This window comes from Thermoactinomyces sp. DSM 45892, from assembly GCF_900107305.1.
In the GTDB taxonomy this organism is placed as follows: domain Bacteria; phylum Bacillota; class Bacilli; order Thermoactinomycetales; family Thermoactinomycetaceae; genus Baia.
Window position 1 is genome coordinate 16,057 of record NZ_FNPL01000005.1, and the last position, 12,748, is coordinate 28,804.

Sequence of the window (12,748 nt, forward strand, 5' to 3'; positions counted from 1 at the left end):
AATGACCGAACGAAACCAGAAAGAAAATTGGACTCCTAAACAAATCGTAGAACAATTAGATAAACATATCGTTGGGCAGACAGAAGCAAAACGTTCTGTAGCAGTTGCTCTGCGAAATCGCTATCGCCGTAGCCTACTGACCCAAGAGATGCGAGATGAGATTGTACCGAAAAATATCTTAATGATGGGCCCCACGGGTGTAGGGAAAACGGAGATTGCTCGTCGCCTTGCTAAGTTAGTGGGGGCACCGTTTGTCAAACTGGAGGCTACTAAGTTTACGGAAGTTGGATATGTGGGTCGAGATGTAGAATCGATGATCCGGGACTTAGTAGAAGTGGGGATTCGTATGGTGAAAGGCGAGCGTCTTGAACTGGTTAAAGAACGAGCAGGGCAACTAGCCAACGAACGCATTGTAGAGTTACTTGTACCCGAGAAGAAGAGTGAGTCTGGATTTAAAAATCCTCTTGAGATGTTCTTCTCAAACAATCAACAGGATGAGCAACCAACTAAAACCAACTCTACGGAAAAAAATCATATACTCCAAAAACGCCGTGATATACAAGCCAAGCTGGAACGCGGGGAATTAGAAGAGCATATGATTGAGATCCAAGTAGAGGAACAGATGGCTCCGATGCTTGATATGTTTGCGGGTGCAGGTGGCGATCAAATGGGGATGAATATGCAAGAAATGTTAGGTCAATTCATGCCTAAAAAGAAGAAAAAGCGTCGCCTTTCGGTAAAAGAAGCGAGAGAGGTACTGACTCAAGAGGAAGGCCAAAAGCTGATTGATATGGATCAAGTGATTCAAGACGCGTTGGATCGTGTTGAGCAATCAGGAATTATCTTCCTCGATGAGATTGATAAGGTGGCGGGAAAAGATCAACGAGGTCCAGATGTTTCCCGCGAAGGAGTTCAACGTGATATTCTCCCGATCGTGGAAGGATCAACTGTACAAACGAAGTATGGCCCGGTTAAAACGGATTATATCTTATTTATCGCGGCGGGTGCTTTTCACGTATCCAAGCCATCTGATCTCATTCCTGAGTTACAAGGTCGCTTTCCCATTCGTGTAGAACTAAAAGATCTAACTGCTGATGATTTTGTTTGTATTTTGACGGAGCCTAAAAATGCGTTAATTAAACAGTATACCGCTTTGCTAGAAACAGAGAATATCCGCGTAAGCTTTACGGATGAAGCGATACATGAGATTGCAAAGCTGGCACAACATGTGAACTCTACTACGGAAAACATCGGCGCTAGGCGTTTGCACACCATCTTAGAACGCCTACTTGAAGAGCTTTCTTTTGAAGCACCTGATATTTATCTAGAAGAAATTTCGATCACACCGAAATATGTGCAAGAACGCCTAGGATCGATTGCTGAGGATCGAGATTTATCCCAGTATATCCTGTAATGAACCCAAATCTCATTTTTCTAGATCATAGCTTGCAAGAACCCCCACTTCATGGTATAGTCATCAGTGGTGTAAAAACACACACGCTGAAGTAGGAGTTAGTGGTGCCCTAAGTGGTTTCTGGCTCTCTTGATCTTCAGCGGAGGTATAAAAACCAAGGAGGAAACAAACATGGCAGTAGTATCTATGAAGCAACTACTCGAAGCAGGTGTGCATTTCGGTCACCAAACACGTCGTTGGAACCCGAAGATGTCAAAATTTATCTTTACAGAACGTAACGGGATCTATATCATCGATCTTCAAAAAACCGTAAAAATGATGGAGCAAGCATATGCTGGTGTTCGTGAGATCGCAGCAAATGGCGGTACTGTGCTTTTCGTAGGTACCAAAAAACAAGCACAAGAAGCGGTAAAAGAAGAAGCGATTCGTGCAGGTCAATACTTTGTAAATCATCGTTGGTTGGGTGGAACTCTTACCAACTTCGGAACAATCCGTAAGCGTATCGACCGTCTTCATGAGTTAGAGCGTATGGAAGAAGATGGTACTTTCGAAGTACTTCCTAAAAAAGAAGTTGTATTACTGAAAAAAGAACATGAGAAATTAGAAAAATTCCTCGGCGGAATTAAACATATGAAGAAGTTGCCAGATGCAATCTTCATCGTTGATCCACGTAAAGAGCGTATCGCAGTTGCAGAAGCTCGTAAATTAAATATCCCAATCATTTCGATCGTAGATACTAACTGTGATCCAGATGAAGTGGATTTTATTATCCCAGGTAATGACGATGCCATTCGTGCTGTTCGTTTATTCACTGGTAAAATTGCAGACGCGATCATTGAAGCACGTCAAGGCGAAGACCAAGAAACAGAAGTAGCTACAGCAGTAGCTGAGTAATCGAGAATCAAAAAATGGGGTGGCTTGGCTAGTCCTTGCCTCCTCTTTTTCATAAAAGAAAAGAAAAATTTTTGATACATAAGGAGGACGATTCATCATGGCAATTACAGCAGCTATGGTAAAAGAACTGCGTGAAAAAACGGGCGCAGGGATGATGGATTGCAAAAAAGCATTGAACGAAACCGAAGGTAACATGGAAAAAGCAATGGAATATCTTCGTGAAAAAGGAATTGCCAATGCTGATAAAAAAGCAGGTCGTATCGCAGCTGAAGGTGTAGTAGAATCCTACATCCATGGTGGCGGCCGCATTGGTGTGCTTGTAGAAGTAAACTGTGAAACGGACTTTGTGGCAAAAACGGACGAGTTTAAAAGCTTTGTGAAAGATGTGGCTATGCAAATCGCTGCAATGAACCCAAAGTATGTCCGTCGCGAGGAAATTCCAGGTGACGAAGTTGAAAAAGAACGCCAAATCCTTCGCCAACAAGCACTTCAAGAGGGTAAGCCAGAAGCAATTGTTGATAAAATGGTAGAGGGTCGTCTAACCAAACACTTCAAAGATATCTGCTTGATGGATCAGGTGTTTGTAAAAGATGGTGAAAAGACGATTGAACAAATGGTAAAAGAGCAAATTGCACGTATTGGTGAAAACATCTCGATTCGCCGCTTTGTACGTTATGAACTTGGCGAAGGTCTTGAGAAGCGTGAAGACAACTTTGTAGAAGAAGTTATGTCTCAAGTCAATAAAGGCTAATGACAGATGTATAGGGAACACTTACCTAATGTGTTCCCTTTTTTTGCAAGCACAAGGAGAATGGAGGCATCATCCTATGAGTACTCCCAAATACAGACGGGTAATTTTAAAGTTAAGTGGAGAAGCACTTGCTGGTGAGCAGGGATATGGTTTAGATGCCCAAGTGCTCTCATCTATCGCATCTCAAATTAAAGAAGTGGTAGAACTAGGAGTAGAAGTAGCGGTTGTAGTTGGGGGTGGAAACATCTGGAGAGGAATCTCTGGTGCACAGTCGGGTATGGATCGTGCAACTGCTGACTATATGGGGATGCTAGCAACGGTGATGAATTCCCTAGCGCTACAAGATGCACTCGAAGCTCATGGGATCCCAACTCGAGTCCAATCAGCCATTGAAATGCGTCAAGTTGCTGAGCCATATATTCGTCGTCGGGCGATTCGCCATCTAGAAAAAGGTCGCGTCGTGATCTTTGGAGCAGGGTTAGGTAATCCATTCTTCTCTACTGATACGAATGCGGCGCTTCGTGCGGCAGAAATCGAAGCGGAAGTAATCCTAATGGCGAAAAATAATGTGGATGGTGTTTATAATGCAGATCCTCGTTATCATCCAGATGCGGTTAAGTATGAGTCGCTTACATACCTCGATATTGTGAATCAAGGCCTCGCTGTGATGGATTCAACAGCATCTACCTTGTGTATGGAAAATGAAATTCCATTAATCGTGTTTAACCTCTCTGAAGAAGGAAATATTCGTCGTGTCATTCTCGGTGAAATGATTGGTACGGTTGTAAAGGGGAGTAATGAATAAATGGTGAATCAAGTGCAAAAACAAGCGGAAGAAAAAATGGATAAGACGATCCAAGTGCTTAAAAAAGATTTGATGACACTTCGAGCGGGACGTGCAAACCCAGCCATCTTAGATAAGGTAGTCGTAGAATATTACGGTAGCGAAACACCTTTAAATCAATTAGCAAATATCTCAGTGCCAGATCCACGTTCTTTGGTTATTCAACCATGGGATAAAAGCGCATTGGCTGAGATTGAGCGCTCTATCTTGAAATCAGAACTTGGACTTACTCCAAACAATGATGGAAGCATTATTCGCATTAATATTCCGTCATTGACTCAAGAGCGTCGAACTGAATTGGTGAAATTAGCTCGTAAGATGGGTGAAGAAACCAAAGTTGCGATTCGTAATGTGCGACGTGATGCAAATGATGAAGTGAAGAAGTTAGAAAAGAATGGTGAAGTTCCGGAGGATGCGGCTCGTCGCAGTTCAGATGATATTCAAAAATTGACAGATCGTTTTATCAAAGAAACCGATGCTGTCGTAGCTTCGAAAGAGAAAGAAATTACCGAAATCTAATTGATCTGGGTGTTACCCCTTCAGTCCCCTGAGGGGGTTTTTATGCTATGATGATGAGAAAAAGAGCTTGCCGGCGGAGGAGAACATATGCTAGAAACGATTAAGCGCTGGATGGGATCTGCTGAAAACAAAGGGGAATTAACCCTAGAGGAGTTAACGAGAGAAGTTCGGAAGAATTCGATTCCTCGTCATGTTGGTTTTATAATGGATGGTAATGGTCGCTGGGCAAAAAAGCGAGGGCTTCCTCGAACCGCCGGTCATTTGGCTGGAATGAAAAGAGTGCGTGAAATCATTCGGTCTGCTGATGAGATTGGAATTGAAGCGATTACACTCTACTCTTTTTCTACTGAGAATTGGAAACGTCCGAAAGAAGAAGTTGAGTACTTAATGAAGTTGCCGATCGAATTTTTGAAGTCTGATCTTCAAGAGTTAATTGATCGCAATGTTCGTGTTCAAATGCTAGGGGCAAAAGAAGAGACGCCTACTTCTACTTACCAAGCCCTTGTTGAGTTTGAAGAGAAAACGAAAGAGAATACTGGCCTCATATTAAATTTTGCTATTAATTATGGTTCGCGTGACGAGATTCTTCAAGCGATTCGAGAGATTATAGATGAAGTACAAAACGGCAATATTGATAAAGAGCAAATAGACGAGCAAGTAGTGAATCAGCATTTGCTTACCCGTGGCTTGCCAGATCCAGATCTCATTATACGTACGAGCGGTGAGATGAGGATCAGTAACTTCTTATTGTGGCAAATTGCTTATAGTGAACTTTGGTTTACAGAAGCGTTATGGCCTGATTTTGGTAAGGAAGCGTTCTATCAAGCAATCTATGACTTTCAGAACCGCAGTCGGCGATACGGGGCAGTTTGATCAAATAAGGAGAACGTCAAATGAAACAACGTGTAATAACAGGAGTATTAGGAGCGGTCGCGTACCTTGCCCTATTATTCTTAGGAGCACCATGGTACTCGGGGTTATTAGCAGTACTCGCTACCCTTAGCTTCCTCGAATTTGCACAGATGAAGCTAAGTCATTGGAAGTCCCCGCATGTACTATTAGGACTTTTATTAGTTTGGTCTATCTTATGGAATAGTGTGTCTGTTTTTCTAAAAATTCCTGTCCCTTCCATTCTAACGTTTCCTAATTTGTGGTTACTAGGAATTGTGCTCTTTTTTGTTTTCATTGTGTTAAGTAAAAACAAGGTTACGATTGATCATATTTCATATCTATCATTAGGTGCACTTTATATTGGATATGGATTTGCGATTATGATTGAAACGATTTGGCAAGAAAAGGGACTTGCTCTCACATTAATGGTTCTATTTACTACGTGGGCAAGTGATTCAGGTGCTTATTTTGTGGGAAAACGATTTGGTAAGCGTAAATTGTGGCCTGCTATCAGCCCTAACAAAACGATTGAGGGTTCGATCGGTGGTGTTTTGGTTGGTGCTTTGTTAACCCTAGTGATCGGTTTGTGCTGTAATCTTGGACAAATTCCCACTCTCATCGGATTAGGTATTATTATTTCTTTAGTTGGCCAGTTTGGGGATTTGGTTGAATCAGCGATTAAGAGAACCATGGGTGTGAAGGACTCAGGGAGTATATTACCTGGGCATGGCGGAGTGTTTGACCGATTTGATAGTCTGATTTTCACCTTTATTATCTTGCGATTGATTGAGGTCTTATAAAGAAAGAGGGGTCTCTGGTATGTCAGAAAAACTAGCGATACTTGGTTCTACAGGCTCTATCGGGACTAGTACACTAGAAGTAGTACGTGGACAACGTGAAGAGTTTGAAGTGATTTCTCTTTCTGCGGGATCAAGTGTAGAGTTGATGATTAGGCAAATTCGAGAGTTTCATCCGAAAGTCGTTTCGATGTCTTCTCGTGAGGCGGCGGAGCGTGTTCAAGCAGAAGTAGGATCTGATGTACAAGTACTCTGGGGAGAGGAAGGGCTGCTTGAAGTGGCTACCCATCCGGAGGCTACTTATCTGGTATCAGCTTTGGTTGGTAGCCAAGGATTACGTCCTACCTTAGCCGCTATCCAAGCAGGGAAAAAGATCGGCCTTGCGAATAAAGAAACGCTTGTAACGGCTGGACACATTGTAACGACAGAGGCCCGGAAAGCAAATGTTCCTCTATTGCCCATCGACAGCGAACATTCTGCTATTTTTCAGTGTTTAAATGGAGAGAATATGTCGGAGGTAGAACGTCTCATCATCACGGCTTCCGGGGGCTCCTTCCGCGACCGGTCACGGTTAGAATTAGAGAATGTCACTGTGGAGGATGCGTTAAAACATCCGAACTGGGCAATGGGCGCGAAAATAACGATTGATTCTGCGACGATGATGAATAAAGGTCTCGAAGTAATCGAAGCACACTGGTTATTTGGGTTTGACTATGACAAAATTGATGTATTGTTGCATCCGCAAAGTATCATCCACTCATTGGTTGAGTTTCGAGACGGAGCCGTTATGGCACAGTTAGGTACACCTGATATGAAAGTGCCAATCCAGTATGCTCTTACATTTCCAAAACGTCTACCAGTTCAAACTACCAAACTGGATTTGGCCAAGATTGCAACATTAGATTTTCGAGAGATGGGTTTCGATCGATACATGGCACTGCGCCTTGCTTTTGAAGCAGGACGAGCAGGTGGAACGATGCCTACTGTATTAAATGCAGCAAATGAGGTTGCCGTGGCTCGGTTTCTGCGTAATGAAATTCCATTTTTAGCGATTGATCGAGTGGTAGAGCTTGCATTAGAGTCTCATCAAAGTAGTGTAGATCCTACTTTAGAGGAAATTGAAGAGGCAGATAGTTGGGCAAGGAAATTTGCTGCGGGTCAAATAATCCCTGTTCTCGGTTAGAACATAAGGAGTGAAACGATGGGAAATTTTTTGTATTATGTTGCGGTTTTTATTCCTGTACTCAGCTTATTAGTGTTTATTCATGAATTAGGGCATTTTCTTCTTGCAAAGCGTGCTGGAATCTTAGTTCGTGAATTTGCTATCGGCTTCGGCTCCAAAATTTTCTCTTGGCGCAGAGGGGAGACGTTGTATTCGATTCGGCTTTTACCGCTGGGTGGATATGTTCGCATGGCTGGAGAAGATCCCGAAACAGTCGAAGTAAAAGCAGGGGCACATGTATATGCCTCTGTAAATGAGCAGGGGAAATTGGAACATATGTATCTCTATGAGCCGAATCATTCCACTGGGAATCTAGTGGCAGGTCGAGTGGTAGAGATTGATTTAGAACGCAAGCTATATGTTGTCCTCGAAAATGAAGAGGGGAACGAAACTCGTTATGAGCTCGACCCGAAAATGTTTCTTCATTTTGACGAGAAAAATAACACTCAGATTGCTCCTTGGGATCGTCAGTTTGGTTCCAAAACAGCTGGACAAAAGGCATTGGCTATCTTAGCTGGACCTGTTTTTAATATCATCTTAACCGTGATCTTATTTGCGATCTATATAGGAATCACTGGCGTTGAACACAGACTATATGTTGAGAAAACAGTCGCAGGTAGCCCAAGTGCAGCTGCGGGAATCGAATCGGGTGACATTATTACCAAAATTAATGGGAAAGATGTCCCTACTTTTGATATGTTCAAGTATCAAATTTTAGAGTCACAAGGAAATGAAGTAAAACTAACTGTGGATCGGGGTGATCAGCAGTTAGAAATTCCACTGAAGCCGGAGAAAAAAGTAACCGAAAAGGGAGATGTAATTTATCAAGTTGGAATTGATTTTAATAGTGAGAAGGGGAAACGACCTGCCACGATTGGAGAAATAGTAGGTGGTGGCTTTACTCTTACCTATGATTGGATCAAAGTGATCGGTGATGGTTTCTATAAACTGTTTACCTTCCAGCTATCTCTAGAAAACTTAGGCGGTCCGATCCAGATGGGAACGATTACGGGACAAGCGGCGCAACAGGGTGTTGATATTGTAATCAAATGGATGGCGATCCTCAGCTTAAACCTTGGATTATTTAATCTCCTGCCAATACCTGCGCTTGATGGTAGTCGACTTCTGTTTATTGGAATCGAGGCACTTCGAGGGCGCCCAGTCAGTCCGAATATCGAGAGTATGGTTCATTTTGTTGGATTTGCGCTATTGATGATGTTGATGCTTGTCGTGACTTACAACGATATAGTAAAATTAGTCTTTAAATAGACGAAATCCTAGGGATGTGGGTCTAATACTCACATCCCTCCTTGTATGGTGGAACGAGAGAATAGTGGAAATAGAGGGGAATTTCATGAGACAACAACATGCCTTAATCCCTACCCTTCGTACGGTAGGAGAAGCTGAGATGATTAGCCACCAGCTACTATTGCGTGCTGGCTTTATTCGCCAATTAGCGGCCGGGATTTATCATTATCTCCCTCTTGGTAAACGTGTGCTAAATAAAGTGGAACAAATTGTACGGGAAGAGATGGACGCGATCGGTGGACAGGAGCTATTGATGCCTGCTCTTAATCCTGCTGAACTTTGGGAGGAATCAGGTCGATATGATACTTACGGTCCTGACCTCGTAAGATTGCAGGATCGCCATGACCGTTCCTTTATCTTAGGACCAACGCATGAAGAAACGGTTACCGATATTGTACGGAACGAGATAAACTCTTACAAAAAACTTCCTGCTACGCTTTATCAAATTCAAACCAAGTTTCGTGATGAGCGTAGACCTCGTTCTGGTCTCCTTCGTGGTCGCGAGTTTCTGATGAAAGATGCGTATTCTTTCCACGCAGATCGAGACTCGCTGGATGTGACTTATGAAGATATGTATCGTGCGTATACAAATATCTTTACTCGCCTAGGAATGGACTTCCGTGCTGTAGAGGCGGACTCTGGCGCTATCGGTGGTAAGGGAACACATGAATTTATGGCGTTATCTTCTGCCGGTGAAGATTACGTTGCCATCTGTGAGTCCTGTGATTACTCGGCTAACATCGAAATGGCAGAAGTCGTGGGTACAGTTGCGACTTCTTCTACTGAAGTAAGCGTAATGGAGAAAGTAGCGACGCCAGGAAAAGGCTCCATTCAAGAGGTGGCTGATTTCCTTCAAATCGATCCAAGTCAACTTGTAAAGAGTTTGCTCTTTATGGTGGATGAGAAGCCTGTACTCGTATTGGTTCGTGGTGATCATGAAGTGAATGATGTAAAAATCAAGAACTTCCTTGATGCAACAGTAGTTGGATTGGCAGATGAAGCAACGGTACGCCGAGTTACAGGAACAACCCCTGGTTATGTCGGTCCCGTTTCTCTTCAAGAAAAGGTAATGATCCTAGCAGATCAAGCGATTCAAGGGCTTTCAGACATGGTAGTAGGAGCGAATGAAAAAGATGCGCATCTTCTCCATGTACAAGCTGGACGTGATTTCGGTGTCGATCACTACGTAGACCTTCGTAATATTCAAGAGGGAGATGCCTGCCCACGTTGTGGAGGGGTGATTAACCTCGTAAAAGGAATTGAAATCGGACATATCTTTAAGCTAGGCACAAGATATAGTGACACCATGAAAGCCCATTTCCTTGATCAAAATGGTAAGGAGCAATCGGTGATCATGGGCTGCTATGGAATCGGTATTTCTCGGGCTATGGCCTCCGTAGTCGAGCAACATCATGATGAAAATGGAATTGTCTGGCCTGCCTCCATTGCCCCTTTCCATGTCCATTTAATTGCGGTGAATATGAAAGATGAGGCACAGCGTGAAACAGCAGAGAAGCTATACGAAGAGCTACGCTCCATGAAAATCGAAGTATTATTCGACGATCGTTTTGAACGTGCCGGTGTGAAGTTTAAAGATGCCGATTTACTCGGAATTCCGGTTCGTGTAATCGTAGGGTCTAAAGCAGAGAGCGGTGTGGTGGAGATGAAAGCTCGCCGTACTGGACATAGTGAAGAAGTATCGCTTTCGGACATTCAGACTTTGGTCCCTGAATGGTTAGAAAAGGCAGATCAGACGTAACAAGGTATAAACAAATAAGAAAGCTAACGATTGAGGGGAAGTTTATCAACCTGTTAGCTTTTTTATTTTGAATCATTAAGTAGTAGATGGAGGAATCTTATTGAATACAGCTTTGGTTACGGAACCGTCGAGTTGTATGTACGATGTGTTTTCCTGATAACTGGATTGATGTTAGATGGGAGGTGACTTCTTGGATGTAGTGTTTATTACAGAATCCCAATATCAGAAATTAACAAATGCTCCCGAAGACTCTAAATTTAGAGTGGTATTTGCTTGGATTACGATGATTTGCTTTTGGAGCACTCTTTTTATTCGCTTTTTGTTTATTGAGGTAACTCGTACGGATGAGAACCTTTTGAGGTTTACAGAAGCATCCCCGGATGGTTTTGAGGCTTTGTTATGCTTGGCTCTTTATACACTGGGTTTCCTTGCGTTTATTCTCTTTGTCATTTTTGGATTCACTGAGCGTTTTTTTCTAGAACGACGTATGATTGATCGAATAAAGTGGACAGATCTAGCCATTTTTTGTAGTTGGATTTATGTGCCGTGGTTAATAGAAAATATATATAATAACCGAATGATTTTGTTCTTCACATCGTGTGTAATCGCAGGACTTTTCTTAAATCAAAAACGATTCGTCCTAATCGGATTTCATGCTCCGATCAAAAAAGTACTTCTATTTTTTTGTGTTATTTTTGCTTTTGGATTGATACAGGTTCTGCAATTCATAGGAGTTGAGCTAAACAGTTACTTAGGAATTGATCAATATTCGGATCGTGAAAATTCGATAAAAAACTCGTATCAAATGGACACGGATGCTACGATGAATTCATTTTCGTCTGCAACATCTACAAGTTCGAACGCGGCTTTGACTTTTTTAGCAGTATGTTTATTGGCACCCATTGCAGAAGAAATTTTATTTCGTGGATACTTGCAAACGTTGCTTACCCACTATACGGGTCGGGTTTTATCGGTCATCTTAACAGCGTTCCTCTTCTCTCTCTATCATGTGGATGTAGCTTCCTTTTTCCCTCTCTTTTTTACGGGGATTATTTTTGGAGTGTTTCGCGAAGCATTTAAATCGGTCTGGGCAGCTAGTGCCTTACACATGTTTATGAATACGTTGTTTAGTCTATATTTTTAGCTTGTGTTTTATTGCCTTGTAAGATAAGATAGATGAAATTTATCTATCTTAGAGTGAAGGGAATTCTATATGTGGAACTTATCATTCGAAAGGCGCATGTTTCAGATGCAGAGAAATTATTAGATTATGGACGAAACATAGCAGAAGAGTCTCCTTTTCTCATCATAACCCCCGAAGAGATGAGGGCAGAAGATATAACTTCGGAAGAGAATTGGATTAAAAGCTTTGAATCAGGTGGGAATGTATTACTTGTAGCGGAGATAGAGGGGGAGATTGTCGGTTCACTCGTAATCGTCCGAAGCGTACTCGTGTCCGTCATATTGGAACGATGGGGATTGCGGTTCGAAAATCGTACTGGAATCAGAAGGTTGGAACTAAATTAATAGAAGCATTATTTGAATGGGCAAAAGAGAATGAAATGGAAGAGATTCAACTAACTGTACTAAAGAATAATGATCGGGCGATACATGTTTATAAAAAGCTCGGGTTTCAAGCCATAGGCGAAAGGCCCCATGCGATAAAATATGCGGATGGTACATATGCGGATGAGGTACTGATGAGCTACTATCTCGTCAGATAATTGTGATTGCGTGCCTTTTTGTGGTTGTGATATAATCATCTTGGCTATACTTAGAATGATACGGCTGATGAGGAAAGAGTGGGTGCTTACCCACTCTTTCACGTTTGCTAGTGGGTAAAAAGTAAGCTGTGAGTAGCGTAAGGAGGGTTGGCTTTGAGCCGCCATGTCGTAGAGACAGTTGAGAAGTTAGTGACACCAGCACTTGAAGAGCTTCAATTAGAGGTAGTTGAAGTAGAGTACAAGAAGGAAGGATCTAACTATTTTCTTCGAGTTTTTATAGATAAAAACGATGAAGGCAGAGTCGATCTAGATGATTGTGCTAGGGCGAGTGGGTGTATAAGCACTCTTCTTGATGAACACGATCCCGTACCAGGGGCAGAATATATATTGGAAGTGTCCTCTCCAGGAGCGGAACGTCCTTTGAAAAAAGAAAATGACTATCAAAAATCGATTGGAAAGAATGTTTTTGTAAGTACATACGAACCGATTGATGGAACAAAGGCGTTTGAAGGTGTTTTAAAAGAAGTGTCTGTTGACTATTTAACTGTAGACGTTCGAGGAAAAGAAATTGAGATACCGCGCAGTAAAGTGGCAAAAGCAAGACTTGCCATTGTGTTTTAGCGCG

14 protein-coding genes are annotated in these 12,748 nt (G+C 42.4%); all 14 read left to right on the forward strand.

Annotated features, from left to right (window positions below; translation table 11 throughout):
* Nucleotide 1: 1 nt before the first annotated feature.
* The 14 genes from hslU (at nucleotide 2) to rimP (ending at nucleotide 12,744) form a co-directional block, all read left to right on the forward strand.
* Nucleotides 2–1,414, forward strand: coding sequence for an ATP-dependent protease ATPase subunit HslU (hslU, locus tag BLU58_RS05070; RefSeq protein WP_093291304.1), 1,413 nt, complete (start codon nucleotides 2–4; stop codon nucleotides 1,412–1,414).
* Between the two features lie 171 nt (nucleotides 1,415–1,585).
* Nucleotides 1,586–2,308, forward strand: coding sequence for a 30S ribosomal protein S2 (gene rpsB / locus BLU58_RS05075; protein WP_093291148.1), 723 nt, complete (start codon nucleotides 1,586–1,588; stop codon nucleotides 2,306–2,308).
* Nucleotides 2,309–2,405: 97 nt separating this feature from the next.
* Nucleotides 2,406–3,059, forward strand: coding sequence for a translation elongation factor Ts (gene tsf / locus BLU58_RS05080; RefSeq protein WP_093291149.1), 654 nt, complete (start codon nucleotides 2,406–2,408; stop codon nucleotides 3,057–3,059).
* A 76-nt stretch (nucleotides 3,060–3,135) separates the two neighbouring features.
* Nucleotides 3,136–3,864, forward strand: a complete 729-nt coding sequence (gene pyrH, locus BLU58_RS05085; protein WP_093291150.1) for a UMP kinase — start codon at nucleotides 3,136–3,138, stop codon at nucleotides 3,862–3,864.
* Nucleotides 3,865–4,422: a ribosome recycling factor gene (gene frr, locus BLU58_RS05090; RefSeq protein ID WP_093291151.1), complete on the forward strand. Its 558-nt coding sequence runs from the start codon at nucleotides 3,865–3,867 to the stop codon at nucleotides 4,420–4,422.
* 87 nt (nucleotides 4,423–4,509) lie between these two features.
* Nucleotides 4,510–5,295 (forward strand): isoprenyl transferase, encoded by a 786-nt coding sequence (locus tag BLU58_RS05095; protein WP_093291152.1) that lies wholly within the window; start codon nucleotides 4,510–4,512, stop codon nucleotides 5,293–5,295.
* 20 nt (nucleotides 5,296–5,315) lie between these two features.
* On the forward strand, nucleotides 5,316–6,113 hold the full coding sequence (locus BLU58_RS05100; RefSeq protein ID WP_093291153.1) for a phosphatidate cytidylyltransferase: 798 nt from the start codon (nucleotides 5,316–5,318) through the stop codon (nucleotides 6,111–6,113).
* A 19-nt stretch (nucleotides 6,114–6,132) separates the two neighbouring features.
* Entirely contained in the window at nucleotides 6,133–7,293 is a 1,161-nt protein-coding gene (locus BLU58_RS05105) for a 1-deoxy-D-xylulose-5-phosphate reductoisomerase (protein WP_093291154.1), read from the forward strand.
* Nucleotides 7,294–7,311: 18 nt separating this feature from the next.
* Nucleotides 7,312–8,601 carry an RIP metalloprotease RseP gene (rseP, locus tag BLU58_RS05110; protein ID WP_093291155.1) on the forward strand — a complete coding sequence of 430 codons (1,290 nt, stop codon included), beginning with the start codon at nucleotides 7,312–7,314 and terminating at the stop codon, nucleotides 8,599–8,601.
* 85 nt (nucleotides 8,602–8,686) lie between these two features.
* Complete coding sequence (locus BLU58_RS05115) at nucleotides 8,687–10,399, forward strand: proline--tRNA ligase (RefSeq protein ID WP_093291156.1); 1,713 nt, start codon at nucleotides 8,687–8,689, stop codon at nucleotides 10,397–10,399.
* A gap of 199 nt (nucleotides 10,400–10,598) precedes the next feature.
* A complete protein-coding gene (locus BLU58_RS05120) occupies nucleotides 10,599–11,543 on the forward strand; it encodes a CPBP family intramembrane glutamic endopeptidase (RefSeq protein ID WP_255404622.1) in 945 nt (314 codons plus the stop codon).
* A 32-nt stretch (nucleotides 11,544–11,575) separates the two neighbouring features.
* Complete coding sequence (locus tag BLU58_RS16855) at nucleotides 11,576–11,926, forward strand: GNAT family N-acetyltransferase (protein ID WP_255404611.1); 351 nt, start codon at nucleotides 11,576–11,578, stop codon at nucleotides 11,924–11,926.
* The gene (locus tag BLU58_RS05125) at nucleotides 11,863–12,123 is read left to right on the forward strand and encodes a GNAT family N-acetyltransferase (protein ID WP_255404623.1); all 261 of its coding nucleotides are present in this window, start codon (nucleotides 11,863–11,865) and stop codon (nucleotides 12,121–12,123) included. Before BLU58_RS16855 ends, BLU58_RS05125 begins: the two co-directional genes overlap by 64 nt.
* 153 nt (nucleotides 12,124–12,276) lie before the next feature.
* On the forward strand, nucleotides 12,277–12,744 hold the full coding sequence (gene rimP / locus BLU58_RS05130) for a ribosome maturation factor RimP (protein WP_093291159.1): 468 nt from the start codon (nucleotides 12,277–12,279) through the stop codon (nucleotides 12,742–12,744).
* Nucleotides 12,745–12,748: the final 4 nt, after the last annotated feature.

Excerpts from the sequence above, each read along its gene's own strand:
- rseP (WP_093291155.1), top strand. The coding sequence starts at position 7,312 with ATGGGAAATTTTTTGTATTATGTTGCGGTTTTTATTCCTGTACTCAGC.
- BLU58_RS05115 (WP_093291156.1), top strand. The coding sequence starts at position 8,687 with ATGAGACAACAACATGCCTTAATCCCTACCCTTCGTACGGTAGGAGAA.
- BLU58_RS05095 (WP_093291152.1), top strand. The coding sequence starts at position 4,510 with ATGCTAGAAACGATTAAGCGCTGGATGGGATCTGCTGAAAACAAAGGG.
- pyrH (WP_093291150.1), top strand. The coding sequence starts at position 3,136 with ATGAGTACTCCCAAATACAGACGGGTAATTTTAAAGTTAAGTGGAGAA.
- rpsB (WP_093291148.1), top strand. The coding sequence starts at position 1,586 with ATGGCAGTAGTATCTATGAAGCAACTACTCGAAGCAGGTGTGCATTTC.
- BLU58_RS05105 (WP_093291154.1), top strand. The coding sequence starts at position 6,133 with ATGTCAGAAAAACTAGCGATACTTGGTTCTACAGGCTCTATCGGGACT.
- hslU (WP_093291304.1), top strand. The coding sequence starts at position 2 with ATGACCGAACGAAACCAGAAAGAAAATTGGACTCCTAAACAAATCGTA.
- BLU58_RS16855 (WP_255404611.1), top strand. The coding sequence starts at position 11,576 with ATGAAATTTATCTATCTTAGAGTGAAGGGAATTCTATATGTGGAACTT.
- BLU58_RS05100 (WP_093291153.1), top strand. The coding sequence starts at position 5,316 with ATGAAACAACGTGTAATAACAGGAGTATTAGGAGCGGTCGCGTACCTT.
- frr (WP_093291151.1), top strand. The coding sequence starts at position 3,865 with ATGGTGAATCAAGTGCAAAAACAAGCGGAAGAAAAAATGGATAAGACG.
- tsf (WP_093291149.1), top strand. The coding sequence starts at position 2,406 with ATGGCAATTACAGCAGCTATGGTAAAAGAACTGCGTGAAAAAACGGGC.